The organism is Bacillus sp. NEAU-Y102 (assembly GCF_054788175.1).
Window position 1 is genome coordinate 543,241 of sequence record NZ_JBTWFK010000001.1, and the last position, 24,471, is coordinate 567,711.

The 24,471-nt window shown below is 35.1% G+C and carries 28 protein-coding genes; 9 read left to right on the forward strand and 19 right to left on the reverse strand.

The window, feature by feature from the left end; genetic code table 11:
- Positions 1 to 222: 222 nt before the first annotated feature.
- Both plsY and ACYFX0_RS02575 read left to right on the forward strand, forming a co-directional pair.
- Complete coding sequence (gene plsY, locus ACYFX0_RS02570; RefSeq protein ID WP_000258974.1) at positions 223 to 819, forward strand: glycerol-3-phosphate 1-O-acyltransferase PlsY; 597 nt, start codon at positions 223 to 225, stop codon at positions 817 to 819.
- A 108-nt stretch (positions 820 to 927) separates the two neighbouring features.
- The gene (locus ACYFX0_RS02575; RefSeq protein WP_460269801.1) at positions 928 to 1,218 is read left to right on the forward strand and encodes a HesB/YadR/YfhF family protein; all 291 of its coding nucleotides are present in this window, start codon (positions 928 to 930) and stop codon (positions 1,216 to 1,218) included.
- Positions 1,219 to 1,244: 26 nt separating this feature from the next.
- On the opposite strand, the gene ACYFX0_RS02580 is transcribed toward ACYFX0_RS02575, so the two are convergent.
- On the reverse strand, positions 1,245 to 1,664 hold the full coding sequence (locus ACYFX0_RS02580) for an acyl-CoA thioesterase (protein ID WP_000495808.1): 420 nt from the start codon (positions 1,662 to 1,664) through the stop codon (positions 1,245 to 1,247).
- A 109-nt stretch (positions 1,665 to 1,773) separates the two neighbouring features.
- Between ACYFX0_RS02580 and ACYFX0_RS02585 the strand changes: the two genes are divergently transcribed.
- Positions 1,774 to 3,066 (forward strand): glycosyl hydrolase family 18 protein, encoded by a 1,293-nt coding sequence (locus ACYFX0_RS02585; protein WP_460269804.1) that lies wholly within the window; start codon positions 1,774 to 1,776, stop codon positions 3,064 to 3,066.
- Between the two features lie 86 nt (positions 3,067 to 3,152).
- On the opposite strand, the gene sspN is transcribed toward ACYFX0_RS02585, so the two are convergent.
- The 4 genes from sspN to ACYFX0_RS02605 all read right to left on the reverse strand — a co-directional run bounded on the left by sspN (position 3,153) and on the right by ACYFX0_RS02605 (position 5,252).
- The gene (gene sspN, locus ACYFX0_RS02590; RefSeq protein WP_000527987.1) at positions 3,153 to 3,287 is read right to left on the reverse strand and encodes an acid-soluble spore protein SspN; all 135 of its coding nucleotides are present in this window, start codon (positions 3,285 to 3,287) and stop codon (positions 3,153 to 3,155) included.
- Between the two features lie 43 nt (positions 3,288 to 3,330).
- Positions 3,331 to 3,474 carry an FbpB family small basic protein gene (locus tag ACYFX0_RS02595; protein WP_001254699.1) on the reverse strand — a complete coding sequence of 48 codons (144 nt, stop codon included), beginning with the start codon at positions 3,472 to 3,474 and terminating at the stop codon, positions 3,331 to 3,333.
- Between the two features lie 139 nt (positions 3,475 to 3,613).
- Entirely contained in the window at positions 3,614 to 4,561 is a 948-nt protein-coding gene (locus ACYFX0_RS02600) for a 3'-5' exonuclease (RefSeq protein ID WP_106081769.1), read from the reverse strand.
- Between the two features lie 115 nt (positions 4,562 to 4,676).
- Positions 4,677 to 5,252 carry a redoxin domain-containing protein gene (locus tag ACYFX0_RS02605; protein WP_000269061.1) on the reverse strand — a complete coding sequence of 192 codons (576 nt, stop codon included), beginning with the start codon at positions 5,250 to 5,252 and terminating at the stop codon, positions 4,677 to 4,679.
- A gap of 252 nt (positions 5,253 to 5,504) precedes the next feature.
- On the opposite strand from ACYFX0_RS02605, the gene ACYFX0_RS02610 reads away from it, so the two are divergent.
- The gene (locus tag ACYFX0_RS02610) at positions 5,505 to 5,762 is read left to right on the forward strand and encodes a hypothetical protein (RefSeq protein ID WP_001083890.1); all 258 of its coding nucleotides are present in this window, start codon (positions 5,505 to 5,507) and stop codon (positions 5,760 to 5,762) included.
- A 32-nt stretch (positions 5,763 to 5,794) separates the two neighbouring features.
- Here the strand turns inward: ACYFX0_RS02610 and ACYFX0_RS02615 are convergent, their stop codons facing one another.
- The gene (locus tag ACYFX0_RS02615) at positions 5,795 to 7,435 is read right to left on the reverse strand and encodes an ABC transporter ATP-binding protein (protein ID WP_223266657.1); all 1,641 of its coding nucleotides are present in this window, start codon (positions 7,433 to 7,435) and stop codon (positions 5,795 to 5,797) included.
- Positions 7,436 to 7,552: 117 nt separating this feature from the next.
- A complete protein-coding gene (gene acnA, locus ACYFX0_RS02620; RefSeq protein ID WP_000238553.1) occupies positions 7,553 to 10,276 on the reverse strand; it encodes an aconitate hydratase AcnA in 2,724 nt (907 codons plus the stop codon).
- 291 nt (positions 10,277 to 10,567) lie between these two features.
- Here acnA and sspO point away from each other — a divergent pair, with 291 nt between their 5' ends.
- On the forward strand, positions 10,568 to 10,717 hold the full coding sequence (sspO, locus tag ACYFX0_RS02625) for a small acid-soluble spore protein O (RefSeq protein ID WP_000518060.1): 150 nt from the start codon (positions 10,568 to 10,570) through the stop codon (positions 10,715 to 10,717).
- Between the two features lie 41 nt (positions 10,718 to 10,758).
- Here sspO and pdaB read toward each other — a convergent pair whose 3' ends face one another.
- Together pdaB and ACYFX0_RS02635 are read right to left on the reverse strand one after the other, a co-directional pair.
- Positions 10,759 to 11,484, reverse strand: coding sequence for a polysaccharide deacetylase family sporulation protein PdaB (gene pdaB / locus ACYFX0_RS02630; RefSeq protein ID WP_000917688.1), 726 nt, complete (start codon positions 11,482 to 11,484; stop codon positions 10,759 to 10,761).
- A gap of 46 nt (positions 11,485 to 11,530) precedes the next feature.
- Positions 11,531 to 11,794 (reverse strand): hypothetical protein, encoded by a 264-nt coding sequence (locus tag ACYFX0_RS02635; RefSeq protein ID WP_001146295.1) that lies wholly within the window; start codon positions 11,792 to 11,794, stop codon positions 11,531 to 11,533.
- 121 nt (positions 11,795 to 11,915) lie between these two features.
- Here ACYFX0_RS02635 and ACYFX0_RS02640 point away from each other — a divergent pair, with 121 nt between their 5' ends.
- Together ACYFX0_RS02640 and ACYFX0_RS02645 are read left to right on the forward strand one after the other, a co-directional pair.
- Positions 11,916 to 12,038 carry a small acid-soluble spore protein P gene (locus tag ACYFX0_RS02640; protein ID WP_000042142.1) on the forward strand — a complete coding sequence of 41 codons (123 nt, stop codon included), beginning with the start codon at positions 11,916 to 11,918 and terminating at the stop codon, positions 12,036 to 12,038.
- 124 nt (positions 12,039 to 12,162) lie between these two features.
- Positions 12,163 to 12,543, forward strand: coding sequence for an Hsp20/alpha crystallin family protein (locus tag ACYFX0_RS02645; protein WP_000516758.1), 381 nt, complete (start codon positions 12,163 to 12,165; stop codon positions 12,541 to 12,543).
- Positions 12,544 to 12,591: 48 nt separating this feature from the next.
- On the opposite strand, the gene ACYFX0_RS02650 is transcribed toward ACYFX0_RS02645, so the two are convergent.
- Complete coding sequence (locus ACYFX0_RS02650) at positions 12,592 to 13,830, reverse strand: MDR family MFS transporter (RefSeq protein WP_106081773.1); 1,239 nt, start codon at positions 13,828 to 13,830, stop codon at positions 12,592 to 12,594.
- Between the two features lie 67 nt (positions 13,831 to 13,897).
- Entirely contained in the window at positions 13,898 to 14,305 is a 408-nt protein-coding gene (locus tag ACYFX0_RS02655) for a hypothetical protein (protein WP_000965134.1), read from the reverse strand.
- A 137-nt stretch (positions 14,306 to 14,442) separates the two neighbouring features.
- Between ACYFX0_RS02655 and ACYFX0_RS02660 the strand changes: the two genes are divergently transcribed.
- The gene (locus ACYFX0_RS02660) at positions 14,443 to 15,645 is read left to right on the forward strand and encodes an alanyl-tRNA editing protein (protein WP_148666413.1); all 1,203 of its coding nucleotides are present in this window, start codon (positions 14,443 to 14,445) and stop codon (positions 15,643 to 15,645) included.
- Between the two features lie 44 nt (positions 15,646 to 15,689).
- Here the strand turns inward: ACYFX0_RS02660 and ACYFX0_RS02665 are convergent, their stop codons facing one another.
- Positions 15,690 to 16,133 carry an NUDIX hydrolase gene (locus tag ACYFX0_RS02665; protein ID WP_000432585.1) on the reverse strand — a complete coding sequence of 148 codons (444 nt, stop codon included), beginning with the start codon at positions 16,131 to 16,133 and terminating at the stop codon, positions 15,690 to 15,692.
- Positions 16,134 to 16,237: 104 nt separating this feature from the next.
- Here ACYFX0_RS02665 and ACYFX0_RS02670 point away from each other — a divergent pair, with 104 nt between their 5' ends.
- Positions 16,238 to 16,810, forward strand: coding sequence for a DUF6434 domain-containing protein (locus tag ACYFX0_RS02670; RefSeq protein WP_103655068.1), 573 nt, complete (start codon positions 16,238 to 16,240; stop codon positions 16,808 to 16,810).
- Between the two features lie 15 nt (positions 16,811 to 16,825).
- Here the strand turns inward: ACYFX0_RS02670 and ACYFX0_RS02675 are convergent, their stop codons facing one another.
- The 7 genes from ACYFX0_RS02675 to ACYFX0_RS02705 all read right to left on the reverse strand — a co-directional run bounded on the left by ACYFX0_RS02675 (position 16,826) and on the right by ACYFX0_RS02705 (position 24,225).
- Positions 16,826 to 17,917 carry an acetyl-CoA C-acyltransferase gene (locus ACYFX0_RS02675; RefSeq protein WP_064476989.1) on the reverse strand — a complete coding sequence of 364 codons (1,092 nt, stop codon included), beginning with the start codon at positions 17,915 to 17,917 and terminating at the stop codon, positions 16,826 to 16,828.
- Positions 17,910 to 19,373, reverse strand: coding sequence for an acyl-CoA synthetase (locus tag ACYFX0_RS02680; RefSeq protein ID WP_106081775.1), 1,464 nt, complete (start codon positions 19,371 to 19,373; stop codon positions 17,910 to 17,912). The genes ACYFX0_RS02675 and ACYFX0_RS02680 overlap by 8 nt, the downstream gene beginning before the upstream one ends.
- Before the next feature lie 65 nt (positions 19,374 to 19,438).
- Positions 19,439 to 20,014, reverse strand: coding sequence for a biotin transporter BioY (locus tag ACYFX0_RS02685; RefSeq protein ID WP_001093320.1), 576 nt, complete (start codon positions 20,012 to 20,014; stop codon positions 19,439 to 19,441).
- A 123-nt stretch (positions 20,015 to 20,137) separates the two neighbouring features.
- Complete coding sequence (locus ACYFX0_RS02690; protein ID WP_460269812.1) at positions 20,138 to 21,751, reverse strand: long-chain fatty acid--CoA ligase; 1,614 nt, start codon at positions 21,749 to 21,751, stop codon at positions 20,138 to 20,140.
- Between the two features lie 137 nt (positions 21,752 to 21,888).
- A complete protein-coding gene (locus ACYFX0_RS02695) occupies positions 21,889 to 22,539 on the reverse strand; it encodes an ABC-2 transporter permease (RefSeq protein ID WP_086390007.1) in 651 nt (216 codons plus the stop codon).
- Positions 22,540 to 23,391 (reverse strand): ABC transporter ATP-binding protein, encoded by an 852-nt coding sequence (locus ACYFX0_RS02700; protein WP_086390006.1) that lies wholly within the window; start codon positions 23,389 to 23,391, stop codon positions 22,540 to 22,542.
- 45 nt (positions 23,392 to 23,436) lie between these two features.
- A complete protein-coding gene (locus ACYFX0_RS02705; RefSeq protein ID WP_086397741.1) occupies positions 23,437 to 24,225 on the reverse strand; it encodes a helix-turn-helix domain-containing protein in 789 nt (262 codons plus the stop codon).
- Positions 24,226 to 24,471 lie beyond the last annotated feature (246 nt).

Here is a 24,471-nt window from a genome sequence, read left to right on the forward strand (position 1 = left end):
TAACCCTCCACCAATATGTTGTTGTCTTTTGATTAAAATATTACTACATATAGTCTTGCTGTTTCTGTGAGAAATGTAACATTACTGTGAAATTTTTTTCACGAAATAATGAATTTTTCATTTACAAAAAAGAAATGTGCTCTTTACAAATGTATGGTACAATATACGGGAAAAACTCTTTTTACCCTTTATCAACACATTTGAATAAAGGAGACTGAACTTATGGTTACTACATATCTTTTATTTATCGTTGCCTACTTGCTTGGCTCGATTCCATTTGCACTAGTTGTTGGAAAAATTGGCTACGGAATCGATATTCGTGAGCACGGGAGCGGTAATCTAGGCGGAACAAACACATTCCGTACATTAGGGAAAAAAGCAGGTTTTACCGTTACAATTGCTGACATTTTAAAAGGGACATTAGCAACAAGTCTACCAATGATTTTCGGATTAGATATTCACCCACTATGGTTCGGGTTAGCGGCTGTTCTTGGACATGTCTACCCGATCTTCGCGAAATTCCGTGGTGGTAAAGCAGTTGCAACTTCTGCTGGGGTGCTATTATGCTATTCACCAGTTGTTTTTGCAATATTGGCTGTTGTATTTTTCACCCTTTTATTTACAACAAGATACGTATCACTTTCTTCTATGGTAACAGCAGTTGTTGCTGTTATTGCATCCATTGTTAGCGGGGATAAAATCTTCATTATTGCGATGTGTTTATTAGCAGGTATGGTTATTTATAAACACCGTGCAAATATCGGACGAATTATAAATAAAACTGAACCAAAAGCAAACTTTTCAAAAAAGCAAAAATAAGATCGTAACCCACATAACGCAAAAAGAAAACGTGAAGCATATTAATAGCGTCTTTTTGCGTTATTTTTTATACTAAAGAAAAAGCAACATAACTTGGAGGAACTATACATGAATCTTTCCGTAACAAAAGAAGCAGCACAATGGTATAAAAATGAATTAAACTTACAATCAAATGAAACACTACGCTTTTTCGTACAATACGGTGGTTGCAGTACTGTGCAAAAAGGACTTTCTTTAGGTATTCGTAAAGATGATCCTGCACACCCTGCTGTTCAAATTCAAGAAGAAGGTATTAACTTCTTTATTGAATGCGATGATGAATGGTTCTTCGATGGACATAATTTATCTGTTACACTTCATGAAGGTGACGACTTCCCACAATTTAATTATGAAAAATAAAAAAGCGCGGCTTCTGCCACGCTTTTTTATTTTTTCTTAATTTCCTCATATTTCGCATACCACTCAGGATATAACTTTTTAAATGATACAGGGCGGAACCCTTCTTTTTTCGCACAAATATTCGTCGTACTTGCAGTAATACAAAGATCACCATCACCATTATATATTTCATATCCATATACAACGCGAAGCGGGCTCACAGTATCGACCCATGTTTTTACGATTGCCTTTTCTCCATAACGCATCGCTTTACGATATGAAATTTGTAAATCTAACACAGGAGAAATAATTCCTTCTTTCTCCATTTCAACATATGAAAAACCTAAATCTTGTATAAGTTTCGTGCGACCTAACTCAAGCCACACTAAGTAGTTTGAATGGTAAACAACACCCATTTGATCTGTTTCCGCATAACGGATTTCAACTTCATGTTCTGCTACAAACATATGTATTCGCCTTCTTTCACTTCTGCTACCTTGCATACATTTAATCATAATACAGTAACATCAAAAATAAAATAAAAACAGTGAATCTTTTACTGAAAGGAGCCAGCATATGATTCAAATTGTAACTGTTCGTAGTGGTGATAGCGTATATAGCTTGGCATCAAAATATGGATCAACACCTGACGAAATAGTAAAAGACAATGGACTAAATCCAGCTGAAACGCTCGTTGTTGGTCAGGCACTTATCGTTAATACGAAAGGAAATAATTATTATGTACAGCCTGGTGACAGCCTATATCGAATTTCTCAAACATATAATGTCCCCCTCGCTAGTTTAGCTAAAGTTAATAATTTATCTTTAAAATCTATTCTCCATGTCGGACAACAATTATATGTACCAAAAGGCACAAAACGAGCTGTAGAATCCATCGCTTATTTACAACCTTCAACTATACCGATTAAAGAGAGTTTAGTTAATGCGACACGCGCCATCAATCCATTTTTAACATACTTAGCCTATTTTAGTTTTGAGGCAAAAAGAGATGGCACATTAAAAGAACCTACTGAAACAGCTAAAATTGCTAATATTGCAACGCAAGGTAAAACAATCCCTATGCTCGTTATTACAAATATTGAAAATGGTAATTTCAGTGCCGATCTAACATCAGTTATTTTACGCGACGCAACGATTCAAAACAAATTTATTACTAACATTTTGCAAACAGCTGAAAAATATGGCATGCGAGACATTCATTTCGATTTCGAAAGTGTAGCACCTGAAGACCGCGAGGCGTATAATCGCTTTTTACGAAATGTAAAAACACGCTTACCTAGTGGGTACACATTGAGCACAACTCTCGTACCGAAAACAAGTTCCAATCAAAAGGGCAAATTTTTCGAAGCTCATGATTATAAAGCGCAAGGGCAAATTGTTGATTTCGTCGTCATTATGACATATGACTGGGGATGGCAGGGCGGACCACCGATGGCGATTTCTCCTATCGGTCCAGTGAAAGAAGTACTTCAATATGCAAAATCTCAAATGCCTCCACAAAAAATTATGATGGGGCAAAATTTATACGGGTTTGATTGGAAGCTTCCATTTAAACAAGGAAATCCACCTGCAAAAGCAATTAGCTCCGTCGCAGCTGTTGCACTAGCTCGTAAATATAATGTTCCTATTCGTTATGATTTCACAGCCCAAGCTCCTCATTTTAATTATTTTGATGAAAACGGCGTGCAACACGAAGTTTGGTTTGAAGATTCACGGTCTGTTCAAAGTAAATTCAATTTAATGAAAGAACAAGGTATAGGTGGTATTAGTTACTGGAAAATCGGTTTACCATTCTCGCAAAATTGGCGTTTACTCGTTGAAAATTTCACGATTACGAAAAAGGGCTGACAAAAGTCAGCCCTTTTTTTCATATTACTGCTAAAAACTCATCTTTCATTTCCTCACAAAAAAGAAGAATGATAACATTCTCCTTTTTAACCGTTATCAACAATCGGTTGTTTACCTGTTTGATCTTGCATTTGCTTTCCTTTATTTCCACCAGCTTTTTTCGATTGTGTTCCAATATGATTTGGTGCAAAGTCTTTTGAATTTTTTTTCGGATTACCCATTATTATCGCCTCCTTAACACTAGTATCGTACTAGTGTTAAGAATTATTCAGCTTGCTTAAAAAGTTTCATTTCATAACGTTTTTCAATGCGCTCTTCAATGCGATCAATTGCATCGCGATCGCTTAATAATTGTTGTTTATTTTCATTTACAAGTTCTTCAAACGATTTACGTCGACTTCTTCTCATGTTGTTCACCCTCTCTCCTTCGCTTTCTTATTACATAGTATGAGCAAACGAAAAACTCTTTAATCAGATTTGTAAGAAAATTTTATGTTTTAGTACTCCTAAAAAAACTCCGTGTACAATATATTGCACACGGAGTTTTTCATACCATAATATTTAAATACTCTTTCAACTTTTCATCTGCATTCATTTCAATTTCTTTATAATCATGAAGCGCCTGTAACACAAAATCATACTGTTCTAAAATATAACTTTCTAATTTCATAACATCCTCTAAGCTATTAAGCATAATTCTCGTATTACCAACTTCACTTTTTAACGCTGGTTCACATTTTAAGCTTGTACATATTTCTTTCACATCATCTTCTAATATTTCTGTTAATACATATTTCTTTCGCCCTTTTACCTTTACTCTCATAACTGGATAAAAAGCTTTTATATCTAAATAACTTCCTACATTCATACAACGTAGCCATTCTACATTACGTTTATTACATACAAGCATTTCTTTCACCGCTTCGTATACCGCAGTTTCATCAAGCACAGCCTTATTTACTTTTCGGTTCCCTTCTTCTTCAATAGCTGCACACTTTTGATAAACAGCGGCACACGTAATACAATCGTCAAATGCATTATGAGAACTTAAACGAATGCCAAGCATTCGCTTTAACGTTTCAAGTTTATGATTAGGCGCATGCTTCATGTATTTCTTCGCTAAAAATACAGTATCAATTACTTTATTTTTAGGTTCAGGTAGCCCTAGCATATTTACATTACTTTTCAAAAAGCGCATATCAAAAGAAGCATTATGGGCCACAATAACATTTGTATGTAAAAATGCTAAAAATAAAGGTAACACTTCTTCAATCTTCGGTGCATCTGAAACGCGATAATTAGTAATACCTGTTAAACTCGTTATTCGGTCCGGAATTGGCCGCTCTGGATTCACGTATGAAACAAATTGATCTACTAATTCATGATTACGATATTTCACTGCTGCAACTTGAATAATTTTATCATTATAAGGGTTAAATCCTGTTGTTTCAAAATCAATTACAACATAATCTAACGGTAAGGATACATTCCCCACTCCATACACTCCTTTATCTCTAAACGTTTATATTTCTTACATCATATCATGAAGTTATTACTACTTGAAAAAGAAAAGGCAGAAATGGGAACTCTCCACCTCTACCTTTTCACCATTATTTTAATTTAGCAACTCTTTTCTCCATCTCTTTTTGCGTCATCGGCCCAATAAACTTATCTTGAATGACACCTTTTGTATCTATAAAATACGAAGTTGGAATCGTAATTACTTTATACGCTGTTGTCACATCAATGTTCTTGTCCAATAAAATAGGAAAAGTAATTCCTTTTTCTTTAACAAAATTGCTTACCTTTTCTACTCCCCCACCTTTTTCTGAAGGCGTATAATTTATTGCTAAAATTTCTACGTTCTCTTTATGTTCTTTATAGAAAGCTTCCATATCCGGCATTTCTTGCTGACATGGTCCACACCACGTTGCCCAAAAGTTTAAAATCACTTTCTTTCCTTTTAAATCCGATAACTTTACATTCGTTCCATCTAACTTCGTTAATTCAAAGTTTGGCGCACTCTTCCCTATTTCGATACCATTACTTGCAATCATCTCTTTCATAGCAGCTTCACTTTTTTCTTGCTCCCCTTGTACCGCCTGATCTTTTTTACCAAATTGTTCATAAGCTGCATATCCCGCTAAACAAAGTAACACTACAATAATCGTAAGCTTCCGCCACATTTTATATCACCCTAACGTATTTATCTTCTTATTAACCTAATTACCCAAATACTATATACCTTATTTTAGCTTATACGGACGAGCTTGGAAATATTCACAGTCGAAATAATTAGAATATTCTTATTTAAAGTGAATTTTTTTCCTTTTTATCATATAATTAGAAAAATAAATGAAGTGTTGCTTATCTTCTTATGGACCCATTCACCTTTTTACTCTCGTAGTTATAAACCTACAACAAAAGGGGGATTTTTTATGAATTCATTCGAAAAAACAACATTATATATTCTTAGTTTTCTTTTATACCCAGTCGGTATTATTACATGGATCATTTCACTCTTTAGTAAAGACCTTAAAAAAAAGAAAGTAGGGCGTATTTGTCTCTACGTCTCTCTAGTCTCATTCGTCCTTTTCTTAATTCTTGGAATTGCCACTTTCCTTACGACCGCTACCTTTAACGTTGATCTGAATCATTCAGAATCTATCGAGTATCAAATAAATGATGCTGAATAAAGATAAGAGCAGTACTCTTATCTTTATTCACATCACTTGCAAAACGAATGACTATTTATTAATTTTTTAGGACTTCCACATGCAACAATACGTCCTTCTTTCATTATGACAACACGATCTGCTAGTATCGCTTTCTCTACATCATGTGTTGCCACAATTCTCGTGACCTCTCTTCCTAATCCTTCTATCATATTCCAAATAGTTTCTTGGTTGCTCGGATCTAATCCCGCAGTTGGTTCATCTAAAATAATAAGATTCGGATTTGAAACAATGGCACGTAATAATGCAAGACGTTTTCTTTCCCCCCCCGAAAACTCTTCACCGCTTTTATGTAGTACAGTTTGAAGCCCTTCCGATAAACCTCTAATTATCGGCTTCACATTTACAAGCTCAATATTTTTTTCTAACTGGTTTTCTAAACACTTTTCCTCGAAATACATATTCTCTTTTACTGTCGTCCGAAAGAAACGAGGTTCTTGCCACACTGTAGTCATACGAGCCTCATCACCATAATAAACAATGTTACCATTAGATGGTTTATACAACCCTGTCATTAATTTTAAAAGCGTTGTTTTTCCTGCGCCACTTTCTCCTACAATAATAACGAGTTCACCTGGATTAATTTGCAAATCAATATTATGAATTCTGCATTTCTCTTCATCATTCTCCTGAAATGAAACATTTGTTACTGTCATCCCCATCGCTCTTTCTACCTTACTATCTGCCACTTGTTTATCTAAAAAGGAAAAAATTCTATTTGCCGAAGCGACTGCAACTTGTGTCATCATTAATAAATCGCCAACGTAACGGACTGGAAAAAAGAGCATTTCAATTGTGGCTAACACGGCAACAATTGAGCCAACTTCCATTTCTCCCTTCATTATTTTTTGCGCGCCTATAATGAGAACAACGATATATGCCCCTGTTTCAATCACTGTTCCAACTACTCCAATGCAGTGTTGCATCATCGTCTTCTTTACTTCCGATTTATAAGATTGTGCCGTTACTCCTTTAAATAAGCGAATAGCCCATTTTTCTTTTTGTAAACTACGTAAATCTTGTATACCCTTTACAAACTGTGACACCATCTCTACAACACTCGATTGATTTTTTTGAGCAACGCTTGCAATATCTCTTACCTTTTTTCCCATCAGTATTGGAACAATTGTACTTAAAAATAAAAACGGAGTTACCCACAATATAAACTGTATATCTATATGTTGTAGTGCTATGAAAGCTCCAATAAATTGGGCAATAGCGTGTATATACTCTATTAATATAAAGCCATATAATCTGATCCAGTTCGGAATATCAGATACGACCCAAGTTTCTAACTCCCCTCGCTTGATCTTCTCACTCTCTTCAAACGGTAATGAGAAATAGTGACGCAATAATTCTATACGTTTCGTTTGTAATATACGTTGACTCGCTTTTGAACTTATATAATCAAATAGAAGATTGTTCGTCCATATCAAAAAGCGACTACCCGCAAACAAAGCTATATATAAATAGGCACTTCTTAACTCCCTTTGAATAAGATTGTCTACAATTACCCCCATGAAGATTGGGCGCGATAAGTTTAAAATAGCAGCTATAATTCCACTACAAATGGCTGCTATAACTAATATTTTCTCCTGTCGTAATGGTAACAATATTCTTTTATATTCTTTCATGACGTTTCCCCCATTTTTTATATTAAAAAGAAAGGGATGAAACCATATGGTTTCATCCCTTTCCATAAAATAAGGAAGCTAACTATTGTTAGCTTCCTTATTGTTCATTTCAATTATTTAGTTCGACACTTTTGACTCTTCGATTTTCTCACGAAGAACCATTTGCAGAATACCACCGTGACGGTAGTAGTCAATTTCTACTTCACTATCGAAACGAGCTACTACTTCAAATTGTTTTTCGTTGCCATCTAAATCAGTTGCAACTACTTTTACAAGATCGCGTGGTCTAACTGATTTGTCGATTTGAATTTCAAATGACTCGTTACCAACAAGGCCTAATGTTTCAGCACTTTCGCCCTCTTTAAATTGAAGTGGTAATACACCCATTAATACTAAGTTACTGCGGTGAATACGTTCGAAGCTTTCTGCGATTACTGCTTTAATACCTAATAAGTTAGTACCTTTCGCAGCCCAGTCACGAGAACTTCCCATACCGTAATCTTTACCAGCAACAACTAGAAGACCTGTTCCATCTTCTTTATATTTCATAGCAGCATCATAGATAGATGTTACTTCACCAGTTGGCCAATATGTTGTATATCCGCCTTCTGTTCCTGGTGCGATTTGGTTTTTAATACGGATGTTTGCAAATGTACCACGCATCATAACTTCATGGTTACCACGACGAGAACCGTAAGAGTTAAAGTCAACTGGTTGTACGCCGTTTTCTAATAAGTAGCGTCCAGCTGGTGTGTGCTTACCAATTGAACCTGCTGGTGAAATATGGTCTGTTGTTACAGAATCACCAAATTTACCAACTATGCGTAAACCTGATAACGTTTCAACTTCACCTGGCTCTTTAGATAAACCTTCAAAGAATGGTGGGTTTTGAATGTATGTTGAATCATTATCCCAAGTATATAAAGCTTCGTTTGAAGTTTGGATTTCATTCCAACGCTCATTGCTGTTAAATACTTGTGCATATTCTTTCTTGAACAATTCAGATGTAACAACGCTTTGAACTACATCTTCAATTTCTTTAGCTGATGGCCAAATATCATTGAAGTAAACAGCATTGCCATTTGCATCTTTACCGATTTCATCATTTTTCAGGTCAATATCAACAGTACCTGCAAGTGCATATGCCACAACAAGTGGTGGTGATGCTAAGTAGTTTGCTTTTACAAGAGGATGAATACGACCTTCAAAGTTACGGTTACCAGATAAAACAGATGTTACTAGTAAGTCGTTTGCTGCGATTGATTCTTCTAATTCTGGCGCTAATGGACCAGAGTTACCGATACAAGTCGTACAACCGTAACCAACTGTTTGGAAACCTAATTGATCTAAATATGTTGTTAAACCGGATTTATCTAAGTACTCAGTAACAACTTTAGATCCTGGTGCTAATGATGTTTTTACGTACTCAGGTACTACAAGTCCTTTTTCAATTGCTTTCTTCGCAACTAGACCTGCTCCAATTAATACGTATGGGTTTGATGTATTTGTACAGCTTGTAATTGCAGCGATTGCAATTGCACCTGTTTTCATCGTTACTTCTTTATCTTCTAATGTAACCTTCACTTCTTTATCGAACTCTTGCTCATTAAATCCAAGTCCTTGTGTTCCAACTGGTGCTAAAACAGCTTTGTGGAACGCATCTTTCATATCTGAAAGTGGAATTAAATCTTGTGGGCGTTTCGGTCCAGAAAGGTTAGATTCGATTGTATTTAAATCAATTTCAACAAGATCAGTGTAGATTGGATCTTTACTATCTGCTGTATAGAATAAACCGTTCGCTTTACAGTATTCTTCAACAATACGAATTTGCTCTTCATCTCTACCTGTTAAACGTAAGTATTCTAATGAAATATCATCGATTGGGAAGAATCCACAAGTTGCGCCGTATTCTGGTGCCATATTTGAAATTGTTGCACGGTCAGCTAAAGGCATACTCTTTAGTCCATTACCGAAGAACTCAACAAATTTACCAACTACACCTTTTTGACGTAATACTTGTGTTACTTTTAATGCAACGTCTGTTGCCGTAGTACCACTTGGAAGTGTGCCAGTTAATTTCACACCGATTACTTCAGGTACTGGGAAGTATGAAGGCTGTCCAAGCATTCCTGCTTCTGCTTCAATACCACCAACGCCCCATCCAAGAACGCCGATACCGTTAATCATTGTTGTATGTGAGTCTGTTCCAACTAATGAATCTGGGTATGCAACTAAGTCACCTTCAGCATTTTTCACAGCATGAACAACTGGTGCTAAATATTCAAGGTTTACTTGGTGTACAATGCCTGTAGCTGGTGGAACTGCACGGTAGTTATCAAATGATTTTTGTGCCCAGCTTAAAAATTTATAACGTTCTTCATTACGTTTAAACTCTAAGTCCATGTTGAATGCAAGCGCGTCTGCCGTACCCGCTCTATCAACCTGTACAGAGTGGTCAATTACAAGGTCTACAGTAATTTCAGGATTAATTTTGTCAGGATCCCCACCCATGTCTGCCATTGCTTTACGAAGCGAAGCCAAATCAACAACAGCTGGAACACCAGTGAAATCTTGTAAAATTACACGAGATGGTTTAAATGGAACATCGATATCTTGCACATCTTTCGTTCCCCATTTCGCTAAATTTGTAACATGCTCTTCTGTGATTACACGTCCGTCTACTTGACGAAGTACTGATTCAAGTAAAACTTTCACGGAATATGGTAATTGAGATACGTTGCCAACCCCTGCATTTTCAAGCGCTTTCAAATCATAATAATGATACGTTTTTCCATCTACTTCAAAAGTTGCACGTGATTGAAATGGATTATGTTTGACCATTATGTTTCCCCCCTGTTAAACGTGACTAAGTTGTCTGAATATAAAATGTAGACAAACTTTTCAATACCTTACGATAATATCTTATTACAACTTTCTAAATAAGTAAATAATAAGAAACTTATAGATTATCATAAGTTTTCTTTATGTTTCTAAATTTGAATAGCTTTCATGCTCCTTATGAATACTATTATCATAAAGTAAAGTGCTCTATCAGCGATTTACTTACAGTTCATACATACTATGAACTGCTCATCATTCAACATACAAAAAATGTTATAGAGGTGAAATAAAATGGGTAAAAGAAAAGCAAATCATACTATTTCAGGAATGAATGTTGCATCTGCACAAGGACAAGGAACTGGTTACAATGAAGAATTTGCAAACGAGCCTTTAACTCCAGCAGAGCGACAAAATAATAAGAAACGTAAAAAGAACCAGTAAAGAAAAATCCCAAAAGGTCTATTTTCCTTTTGGGATTTTTTCTAATGTTTATAACGTAGTAATTCCGAAACCGTTACAAATCGATAGCCCTGCTTTTTCAACTCAGGTAAAATTTTTGCTAGCGCTGCTACCGTTTGACTACGATCATTTCCTCCATCATGTAACAATACAATATCGCCACTTTTAGCATTTTTCACTACATGATTTACAATGGATTCAACCCCTGGATCTGCCCAATCACGTGGATCTTGATGCCATGACCATAGAACAGTTTGATAACCAGCTTCTTTCGCTGTTTTAAATACAGCATCGTTAATATATCCACCAGGAGGACGGAATAGCAAAGGTTCTTTCACCCATTTTTCAAAAAATTTCTTTCCATCTAAAATATCATTTTCTAATTTTTCATCTGACGAATTACTCGCATACAAATGATTCATCGTATGATTTCCAATTTCATGTCCCTCTTTTAACACTTGTTTCACTAAATATGGATTGCGCTGAACTCGAAATCCAATCATAAAAAATGTCGCTTCAGCCTTATATTGACGTAATAAATCTAAAACTTGCGGTGTATATGTTGGATCTGGCCCATCATCAAATGTAATTGCAATAATTTTTTCATTATTAGGTACTTCCCATGTTACATAACCAGTTGGTTCTAACTCTTTTCTGAGCAACATTTTCGCTTCCACTTTTTCCACTTGAAATATATGTACTGCGCATAATAAAGAAAAAACTATTAAAAGAATTTTCTGTTTTAACATAACGTTCACTAAAGCAGCAAGGTTGTCGAATAGACAACAACCTTATTTACTTTTCTAATTGATCTACATTTCGCATTATATTTTGGAGATTATTTTCATATTGCTCAAGTTGTGGACGTTGTGTTTCTGAAGCTACCTCTAGTGCATTTTGAATTTGTTCATATGCTTCCTGAACCTCTTGGCGTAACTCTTTTAAATCATGACCATAGTTAGGGTCATTCTTCACAATATTATTAAATGCATTTTCTGCTTGTGTAACTCCTTGCTGTGCCGCTTGAAAGGCTTGTTGCTTATCTTTATGATATGGCATTATATAATCCCCTTTCTATAATAGTTAGTCCCCTTTATCTTTACCTTTTTTTCTAAAAACATTCTTGTATAAAATCGTCAACTTCTCTCATTCTAAAAAGAAAGAGGAGGTGTAACATATAATGAGTAAAAACAATCGTGAATCTAAAGAAAAAAAAGGACAACCTGAGCCATTAAGCGGATCTCATAAAGTAAAAAACCGTAACCATTCACGCCAAAAAAAACATGCACATCATGATATGTAATAAAAAATATTCACATACCGTGCACATTCAACATAAAATGTTTGTATTTCATCATTTATTCTTCACCTCTGTTTCATTCATGCATAACATGATATGAATTGATATTTTACGGAGGGTGTCTTACATGGGCAAGAAAAAGAAGAATTGTCTTTTTCATGTTGATGGTTTCGAAGAATGGATGGATCAATTTTGTTCCGATTCTTATAGTAACTTTAGCTTTCCAAATCAAATTCACATCGACCTTTGCGAAACCGAAGAAGAATATATTTTGGAAACAGATGTACAAAATGTCACTGAACAAAATGTACTCATTAAAAAGTTAGAGACAGGCCTAGCTATATGCATACTTCATAAAAACATTTCCTTACAACGAACAATCCCTTTACCTACTACTATCATTTATAAAAAGATGCTAGCCTGCTTAGAAAACGGATTTTTAGCCATTCATATTTCCAAAAATGAAGTTGCTGATAAGCATGAAAAAAAAGTTCTTTTTTCAAATTAAGAGTTAATATAATATAAACTAAGCCCCAGTTGGTTACTGGGGCTTATGTTATTTCGCATGCATTTCTATATTAGAATTTGCATCATATCTTTTTTTCGATAAACCTTTTGTAACTAAAAGCACAGGAAATGCCACAGTTGAAAATATAGCTAGTGCTGAGAATACTACAAACCCATTTTGGTAGCCGTAGTAATCGAGAAGTACTCCTCCAAACCACGGACCTATTACTGCTCCAATTCCCGAAAAGCCCATCGCACCGAAGTATGTTCCTTTTAGATGCGCAATAGCAATATCATCAATAAATACATCCGTCATCGAAAACATTAAGACTTCTCCAATTGTAAAAATAATTGTACAAACGGCAGCACTTAGCATAGATTCTACTATTCCAAAGCCAAATAATCCTCCGCTTACAAATAAAGTCCCCACCATAATTGATGTTAACGGTGTATACTTTTTGCACATTTGAATAACAGGGTATTGGATAATCACTACAACAATCGCATTTAAAGCTAGCATATATGAAAATAATTTCACTCCATCCTGAAATATATGTGCATTTGCAAAATATTGAGATACTGTTGTCGTTAAGTGAGAAAAACCACAATTACTCAAAATAATACCGACTAAAGCAACTAAAAATACGACATCCTTTCGCAAAATGCGAATTGCATTTAACATTGTGACAGGTTTTTCTGTATTTATTTTCTTTTTTTCAATTGGATACTTCTTAAATTGGAATGCTAATATAGCTGTATATAGAATGTACACTCCAGCTGCTACTAAAAAAGGAATTGTAGATTTTGCGCTTCCAATCTGTAATCCGACAAGAGGGCCAATCGCCACTCCAACATTGATTGCACCGTAACGCAAATTATATACGAGTAAACGATACTCTGGTTTCGTTAAATCTGATAATAATGCTCTTGATGTTGGCTCAAAAAACGACCTACATAATCCATTTAAAGCGTTTAATAAAAAGAAACTTAAAACATGATCCGCAAGTGAAAAACCTATAAACACAAAAATCCAAACGATCATGGACCAGAGCATAATCGTTTTCCGGCCAAATCGATCTGATAAATTCCCTCCGATAAAACTAGCAAAAACACCAACAAGTGCACTCGTTCCGATAATAGCACCTGTCATTCCAGCTGATACACCTTTAACAGTCGTTAAATAAATCGCTAAAAAAGGGATACTCATTGAAGTTGCAAACCTAGCAAACAATGTCCCTAAAATAATACTCATTCCAAGCGGATGAATATGCTGTAACTTCCCCTTCATCGTTAAACCTACTCTCTCTATTTTCACAAAAAAAAGAAAGCAAAGGATCTGCTTTCTTTTCCTTTTTCTATACTTGAGCTGTTGATACCCGAGTTGTTCTCGTTATGTCCATATCAATTCCATATGTGAACTGTAATTCTTTACACACATCTTTAATTAAGATTGCGACATTATACTTTTCATTAAATTGTAAAACTATGTTTTCTACTTCTTCATATGTATACTTATATTCCCCTGTAATGACACTTTTTAAATCAAAGCATTCATTTATACAAAGTTGCACAAGTAGCTGGTCATATTTCTCTATTACATCTTCTTTCTTCCACAGTAACTCTTTTACATATAACCGATCAAACTTCACACTTTCTCGATTACAATCCGTTAAAATCCGGGTCATTTCATTTAATTCTCGATACAATTCAGAAATATTTTTACTTAAACTAAGAAGTTTATCTACGCCGTTTTCATATAACATATTCATTCCACCCCCGCATTTTCTTTTTCTTATTATAGCAAGAAAATTCTAAAAATAGTTTCTTTCTTCTGAAATATTAGGAAACTAATTTCAATTGCTTTACAATGAAACTAGTGAACGCGAAAGGGGAAAGAAAATTGGAGCAAAAATTATATTACACTGACGCTTATAAGCAAGACTTTACTACAAAAATTATAAAGCAAGATTATGATAAAGACGGTAACTTATACGTCGTTTTAAACGAGACCGCATTTTATCCGACAGGTGGCGGACAACCGCATGATACTGGCACATTAAATGATATCGATGTAATCAATGTAGAAGAGATACATGGGGAAATTCGTCACTTCATTGTAGAAAAATTACATACAGAAGAAGTAGAAGGTAAAATCAATTGGGAGCGCCGTTTTGATCATATGCAGCAACATGCGGCTCAGCACATTTTATCTGCTGCTTTTTGGGACCATTTTAACATACCTACGATTGGATTCCACCTTGGTAAAGAAACGGTAACAATTGATTTAGAAATAGAAAATCTTCATACAGAAACGGTTGAAAAAGCAATAAACATTGCCAACAAAATTGTTTTCGAAAACCATCAAATCCATATCGAATGGATGAACTTAGAAAAAGCGAAAACATTCCCCCTTCGTAAAGAACCGACTATAACAGAAAATATACGTGTTGTTATAATTGAGAACTTCGACTACAACGGCTGTGGCGGAACGCATCCGAAACGTACAGGTGAAGTAGGTCCTATTCAAGTACTAGGGTGGGAGCGCAATAAAGGTGGCATACGATTAACATTTATCGCTGGTTGGCGCACACTAAATTTAATGGGCAAACAACAACAAATTATGAAAGATGTTTCTAAACAATTAAACAGTAGCGAGAGTGATATCCCAGCAAAAGTAGCACAACTTCTTACTTCTCAAAAAGAAAATGAAAAAGCAATACAAACAATGAATGAAAAATTATTATTTGCAGAGGCAAATGAACTACTTCAACAGCCTTTAAAAATACACGCTGGCATACTTATTTCTAAAGTATTTACAAATCGTTCTATGCAAGAAATCGCAAAGCTTTCTGCTAGTATTACAGAACAACAAGAGCATGCCATTACATATTTCGTTATCGAAAATGATGACAAACTACAATGCATCCTCGCTTGCGGAAAAACAGTCACACTTGATATGAACGCACTTTTAAAAGATTCTCTTCCTGCAATTGAAGGAAAAGGTGGCGGAAATAAAAAGAGTGCGCGCGGCGGCGGGAAAGCGCTTATGACTGGGGACGAGTTTTTAAATCAACTTATTTCTTCTATACAGTCAGCAGTGTAAAACATGTTTATGAAGGATAGCTAACTGCTGTCCTTCAACTATATTTACAGGCCTATATTTTGTTTCAAGCCTTGATAACTCCCTGCACTTGCAAAACCTTCACTTATAAGAGTGATAAAAGTTTCCGAAAAACCATATTGACTTAAATCTTTAATCGGTACCATTTGCACATCATGAATCGGATTATGATCAAACTCGTTAGAAGGTAGCGTAATTTCACCTTCAATCTTTTCAAGCAGAAACGTAATATGCAATAAAGATGGGCTAGCATCCGGTTTATCACAAACATAGAGTAGCTTCTTAATTTTAACTTCTAACCCTGTTTCTTCTCTCATCTCTCGACTCATCGCTTCTTCTAACGTTTCACCATTCTCTACCCTTCCCCCAGGTAAAGACCAATTGCGACTAGCAACTTTTTGCTTTACTAGCAATACTTTTTCACCTTCAATTAAAATTCCCGTAACACGAACTTGCATTACATTTTCCATATGTAATCCCCTCTTCCCATTATATTTACAAATTAATCCTTCCACAAAAAGAACGTATGTTTTATAATTAAAGAAAATTATGGAAGAAAGAAGTTGTTACATCTATGCGTCCACCCTTAACAAAACCTATATCACTTGAAGATTTCCAAAACTATTATTGGTTAAAAGCAGAACTCCAAACATTTTGCCGTGAGCATGGTTTGCCAGCTAGTGGCTCTAAGATTGAAATAACTGAGCGTATCTCACATTATTTAACTACTGGTAAAATATTAAAAAACAGCTCTGGTCAAAAGGTGAGTAAAGCTTCTCTCTCTTATAAAGAACTTTCTCTTCAAACGATTATTACTAACAATCACCGCTGTAGCGAAGATGTTCGTGCTTTTTTCAAAGAAAAAATCGGAGCAAACTTCCGCTTTACAGTAGCTCTCCAAAAATTTTTTAAAGAGAATGTCGGAAAAACATATGAAGACGCGATAACGTTTTGGTATGAAGAAAACGAACGAAAAAAAGATCCTATTTATAAAACAACTATCAGCGCACAGTTTGAATACAATCGCTTTACTCGCGACTTTTTCGAAGATCCAAATAACAAAGGGAAATCAAAAACTGATGCTATCGCTGCTTGGAATGAAATAAAAGCAAAACCTGGTAGCAATGCTTATGTTCCTCAAAAGTAGAAAACTAGTTCTTTTCTAGTCTTCTACTTTTTCAAATAATAGCGCTAACCCTATTCCACCACCAATTCCTAACGTCGCAATTCCATATTTCATATACTCCCTTTGTGCCTGATAAAACAATCGTGTTACGAGCATAGCACCAGATGCACCGTACGGATGACCGAGCGCAATTGCTCCACCATTGACATTTAATTTTTCATACGGAATTTGTAACGTCTTTGCACAAGCAACAACTTTTGAAGCGAACGCTTCATTTATTTCAAAATAATCGATGTCCTCTACTTTTACATTCATTTCGTTTAATAATTTGTTTACCGCAAATATCGGACCAGTCCCCGGAAGATTTGGATTTACTCCCACTACAGCACTATGAACGAAACGAAGAACAGGCTTGTATCCTAATTTTCGTGCTTGCCCCTCTTTCATTACAAGAACGGCACATGCTCCATCATTTACACCGCACGAATTACCTGCCGTTACTGTACCATTTTGTAAAAATGCGGGCTTTGTTCTTTTAATCATTCTTTCATAATTCATTTCTCGTTTTATAGCTTCGTCAAAAGATCCATTAAACGAAAGTATCTCATCTTGTAAATATCCATTCTCTAATGCTTGCAGTGCCCGTTTATAACTAAGGCAAGCATACTCGTCTTGCATTTCTCGCGTTATATTATAACGCTCTGCAACATATTCAGCCGCCACTCCCATATTAGGATCACCAATTGTTTCTGGTGAAAATCGCGCTCTATTTTGAAAAGGTGATGTACTTGTACTCTCTACTCCTCCTGCAATATAACAATTACCTGCGCCGCCTTGAATGAAATGACATGCAGTACGAATCGCTTCCAATCCGGCACCACATTGCCGGTCAATCGTTACACCAGGAATATGATAGCCAAGTCCTGCTTCTAAAGCAGATAATCTCGCAACATTCCCTCCCGGCCCCACAATATTACCTAATATGACATCGTCTATTTCTCTCTCAATTCCTTTACTTAAAAACGTAAGAAGCGGCGTTACTAATTGCTGAACTTCATAATCTTTCAACATCCCATTCTTCTTACCAATAGGTGTCCTTTTTGCTTCTACAATAACCGCTCTATTCATATATTTTCTCCAGGTTTTCAATCATATTTTTTGCTGCAATACGAGCGATTTTCCCGCTATTTGTATACGGTATTTCATCTACAAAATGCCATTCTTTCGGTATTTTAAACGAGGATAATCGTTGTAAGCAAAAACTTTTTAATTGTTGCTTCGTAGCACTTCCTTTTACGATGGCGACAGGTTTTTCACCCCAATAACTATCTTTCACACCAACTACAACTATTTCATCAACAGCTGTATGTTCATGTAATACACTTTCTATTTCTTCTGGGAAAATATTAATTCCTCCAAATAAAATCATATTCTTCTCTCTACCTACTATATATATAAAGCCTTCTTCATCTTCATAACCTACATCTCGCACTGTCATCCAGCCATCCGCAGTCAACTCTGGAACTAAAACCTTATCCAATATGTAGCCCATAAAAAACTGATCACTTTTCACATAAACAGTTCCTATCTCGCCTTTCTGTACTTCTTCTCCTGCTTCGTTACATATTCGAACTTGCACATTGTGACAAGGTTTTCCTACTGAATTTGGCCTTCTTTCGCTTTCTGCATCGACTAGTGCTGTTACAAAACTTAACTCTGATGCACCATAAAATTCATATCTTTTCGCATAAGGAAATATATTCTTTATTTTTTCTTTCGCTTCAGCTTCCCATTTCGCTCCTGACGAAATAATTTTCACTTTATTTTCTATTACTCTATTTTCTTTATATAATGATTCAAGCATTGTCGGAACTGTATACATGACCGAAACGTGTTCCGTTTCTAACTTATCCAGCACTTGATCTGGAATAAATTTTTTCATAATATGCACCGTTTGCCCTACATATAATGCACTTATTGCGCCGTATAAAAAAAGAGAATGAACGAGCGTCCCAGCTATTAAAATAGAATCTTCTTTTTTCATATGAAAGTCATGTATATTGCAATCAAAACTATGAACCCACGATTGTTGTGCACGTAAAAATGCTTTCGCCTTCCCAGTCGATCCCGATGTAAATCCCATATAAAACGGAGCATGTTGTACATCTTTTACAGGGGCATATGCAGGCAGATAGTTCTCTATCATTCTTCTCCACTCATCAATTTCAATTACTTTTCCTTCTTCATCCGGTAGATCATTTACCTTATATCGCTCTGTCACAATCATAGCTGGGTTACTGATCGCAATTCTTTCTTTGAGCTCATCCTCTTTCCACTTTATATCTAACGGCACACAAACCCATCCGGCCATAGTAGCACCAGCAAATAGTTGTAAAAACTCTATACGATTTTCTAATAGGATTGCTATCGTTTTATTCTTCGATTCTTTTTCATTCAACCAGTTTGCTACTTTACATACTGACTCAAACCACTCTTTATATGTTAATACTCGAGCATTTTCCTTTATTGCTATTTTACTTGATAGTAAAGAGGCATACTTTTTATATTCTTTTGTAATCCCCATTTGAGACGTCCTTTCTTTACATAATAATAAAAAGAAACACGCAATGAACGTGTTTCTTCTCTTTCTTATCCCGCATTTGTATATTTCCCACTCTTTAGAGCAGGCGTAATAATATGTTTCAATGAACGATGTAATTTCGTTACAAGAATTGCTGCTATAATCGCTTTTATGCAATCACCTGGTAAAAATACGACACTCACTTTCATCGTCTGCCATATAGAAATATCCATTACGAATGCTTGTACAATGATACCAAATACATAAACTACGAAAATACCACCAATTATATTAATGCATAATACTTTTATAATAGAAACTTCACGTAAACGCTCAATTAAATAACCAATAACAAATGCTCCTACAATATAACCAAGTAAATATCCTGCGCTTGGCCCAACAAATATACCTGGACCACCTCGTCCACCTGCAAGTAATGGTGCCCCAACTCCAACAATAAGTAAGAAAATAAGCTGGCTTAACGCACCAAGACGTGATCCTAACAATCCACCAGCAAGCATAACACCGAGTGATTGTAATGTAATCGGAACTGGTGTAATAGCAAGAGCAATTGGAGGTATTAACCCTAACACTCCCATAATAGAACTAAATAAAGCGACGAAAACTAAGTTTTTTGTATTCATATTTGCTTCTCCTATTTGTAAACTTAAAATGTTTTTCAGATAACATATTATAGGAGTTATATTATCTTTCTATTTAGTATTTGTCAACTTATTTTAAATATAGGTTTACAATTATTTTTCCCATTATTTCTCCTTATGCAAATGCTCAAGTTCTTTCCGAAGCGCCTGTTTTAAAAACTTCCCAACAGATGTTTTCGGAATTTCCTGCATAAATACAATATCGTCTGGTAACCACCACTTTGCAAACTGTGGTTTTAAAAATTCATATAGTTCTTCTTTTGTAACAGTGCTATTTGCCTTTTGTACAACGCAGGCAACTGGACGCTCTTGCCACTGCGGGTGTGGAACTGCAACAACGGCCGCTTCAAATATAGCATCATGTGCCATTAAAGCATTTTCAAGGTCAACTGAGGAAATCCATTCTCCCCCGCTTTTAATAACATCTTTCGTACGATCAACAATTTTCACGCAGCCTTCCTCGTCAACTGTAACAACATCACCAGTATATAACCAACCGTCTCGGAATCCTTCGACAGTACGATCATCGTTATAATAGCTTTCAGCAATCCAAGGTGCTCGTAAACATAACTCTCCCATCTCAGTACCATCCCACTTCACTTCACCTTTTGTACCGACTACTTTCATCTCTACACCAGGGACAAGATATCCTTGTTTTGAGCGGATTTCTAATTGCTCTTCATATGATAATTCTGTTTCATAACTTTTTAAACGTGCAAGTGTTACGAGTGGGCTCGTTTCAGTCATACCATATGCATGTACGAAAGGAACATTATATTTTTGTTCAAATGCTTTAATAACGCTTTTCGGTGCAGTAGCACCACCGCATAATATTCTCGTTATACTAGATAAATCGTAACTATGATTTTCTAATTCTTGTAATACACCGAGCCAAATTGTCGGCACACCTGCTGCTATCGTTACTTTTTCAGCTTGGATCATCTCTAATAAAATTTTTGGAGTAAACATTGGTCCTGGCAGAACTTGTTTAGTTCCAAACCAAGTAGCTGCAAAAGGAAGTCCCCAAGCGTTCACATGGAACATCGGTACAATTGCCATCGCCGCATCACTTTCCGATAAAGCAGCTGTATCCGCTAAACCGAGTGCCATACAATGCAGTACAGTACTACGATGCGTATATACAACACCTTTTGGATTCCCTGTAGTCGCTGACGTATAACACATACCAGCAGGTGTATTTTCATCAATATCTTTTACAAATTGGAAATTTGGATCGCCTTCTTCTAATAGTTTTTCATAATGATATACAGGTTCTAGCGTAGTATTTGGAAGTTCATGTTTATCAGTCATAATAATGTAGGCTTGTACAGTTGATAATTGTGATTGAATATTTTCAACGAGTGGTACGAGATCTTCATCTATAAGTAGAATGCGATCTTCTGCGTGCTGAATAATGTATGAAATATGTTGAGGTGATAAACGAATATTAATTGTGTGCAAAACAGAAGCAATACCAGGAATAGCAAAATAAGCTTCCACATGTCGATGATGATTCCACGCTAACGTTCCTATACGCTCGCCTTCTTTAATTCCTAATTTTTTTAACGCACTAGAAAGCCTTCTCGTCCTTTCACCTAACTGCTTATACGTTAACGTCGTAACTGTATCATGTGTCCGTGAAACAATTTCTTTCTTTGAAAACAGTTTTTCTGCTCTTTCCATCATAGAACTAATTGTTAGCGGTACATTCATCATCATATTGGTTATATCCCCCTTTAAAGCGTTTTCATTTTTTCGTTTATTATAACAGACTTCTACAAATGATTACGACATTTTTCTGTATTTTCTGAATTATTTCTTTGGAAATAATTCAGAAAATACTAAGAGAAAATATATTAAAATTCCTTCTTACGATATATAAATATCGAAATGAAATAAGAAAAGATATATATGATAACGCCAAATGTTGTATATAGAATTGAAACGTATACAGATGAATTTAAATTTGATATTGGAAATTGTTCTATTAGATATCCAATTACACTTTGTAATCCAAAATAAGTAACAAGTCCCCCACATGCGCCTCCAATTGTAATAGCATCAGATTTTTCTGCTCCAAAAACATAGAGAAGCGGATAAGCTATTGCTCCGGCATTAAGAATGATGAACGTCCCTAAAGAAACACTCTTAAATATACCATCATCAATTGGTGTATCTGAAACTAAACCATGTACATAAAATATGCCATACGATAATAAAGTACCAATAATTACAACTAAAAAATAGAAAAGATAGTGACTTTGTACAATATTATTTCTAGTAACCGGTAAAGTAAGTACATATTTTTCATACCCCGACTTACTCTCATATTTAATAACTTCAAGTGCAGGAATTGCAGCAAAAAAGATAATAAACGTAGCAATTAAACGGTACATTGAAGCATCACCAAAATAAAAAACGCATCCGGCTCCTAATATCGCTATTCCCATGAACGTAAAGAAAGTTCGATACACTAGATAATAGTTTGTCAATAATAAACCTTTCATTTATTTTTCACTCCTCGTTAATAAGACACTCATTTCTTCTATCGAGATGGTTCTATGAGCAATATCACTTGGTAATTTATGAACATCTGATACAAGTACATTGAAATAAGAACCATTATTCCTTTTCACCACAACTATATCTTTGTTGATTAAAGTTAGTTGTTCCTCATCAACATCTACAATGGCATAATTGTCCAAAACCTTATCCTTTTCTTCATTCAATAAAATTTCTCCATCTTTTATCACAATAAGGTGACTAGCTATTTTTTCTACATCACTCATAATATGTGAAGAAAGTAATATACCACCATTACTTTTATTCACAAAACTTTTTAATTCCTCTAACACCTCCTCCCTAGATGAAGGATCAAGACCTCCTGTCGCTTCATCTAGAATTAATAATTTTGCATTATGCGACAATGCAACAGCTATAGTTAGTTTCATTGACATTCCACGCGAGAATTTACCTACTTTCTCATTAGTAGGTAAAGAAAAAGTATTAACTAATCGATAAAAATTATCTTGATCCCAAGATTCAAACATCTTTTTAAAAACTTTGTTTAATTGCTTTATCGTAAGATGAGCCGGTAGATTCATAGCATCAAATACGACTCCAATCTTCCCCTTATTCTTGGCATCTTTATTTATATTCTCTTCACCAAATATTTTTACTGTACCGCTATCTTTAGAAATTAATTCTAGTACTGTTTTAAATGTTGTTGATTTACCTGCCCCATTGTCACCAATGAATCCAATAATTGCCCCTGATGGCACATTGAATGTAACATCTTTTAAAACAACGTTGCTTCCAAATGATTTACTTAAATTTTTAATTTCCAGAATATTTGACATCATTTCACTCCTATCTTAGCTTTTAATAAAATAGATTTTCTCCTATTAAAAATTATCCACTTTATCTCTCACTTTCTTTTTTAGTTTAAAAATAATACGATTGCTATATTCTTTATTCTCTACTAAAATCCGATACATCTCCCACACTCCTACAACACGAACAAAAAGATAGATTCCAATCGCAATAAGTACAACACAGTATGGATAATACTGTACTAATTCTCCTGAAGTGATATGCTTTTTCTCAAATAAAAATGGTATCGCTCCTGCTGCTATAAAACAAAATCCAACGATCATTACTGCAGCATACTTCTTCTTAATTACTTCATATCTTTTTGTCAATTCTTTTAGAAAGTTTTGATCAAATAGTAGTTCTTCTTTTTTTAATACATTGTATCTACTCTCTTCTATTGTTACAGGTACCATCATTGCTCCAATTCCAAGGACAGCAATGATAATAACAAGGAATGTCGAAATTGTTGCATTTTCTTTAAATAATAAATACGGTATTGTAGATAAAATGAGCAAACTAAATCCTAGCGCAATATATTTAGAAATTTTTTGCCCATACACTATATACCCTTCTGCCATTTCCTGACTTACGTAATAGCCCTCCACATTTTCATTACTTTGCTCAGCAGTTTCTTTTAATAAATAGTCGAGTGATACTTCAAATACATTTCCAATCATTATTAACTTTTCAGTTTCAGGAAATCCTTGACCGTTTTCCCATTTACTAACCGCTTGCCTTGTTGTTTTTAATTTCTCAGCTAACACTTCTTGAGAAAGACCCTTTTCCTTTCTTAATTTAAAAAGCTTCTCACCAAATTCCATATGTGTGTCCCCCTTCGTTTTCTTAACTAAATTGTATGTAAACATTGTCACTATCTCTATCTTCCTACGGTTGCACTTTGTCAACTTACGGTTGCGATTGTGTTATATAGCGGTTTTGTATACGATTTAGCTATTTTCCTTCTAAAAATATGGTGTTAATAAACCTTCACCTTTTAATAACCAATTATAACAATTAAAGGTAATTATTGTTGCAAAAAAATAAAAACTCTCTTATTCATTTAAAGG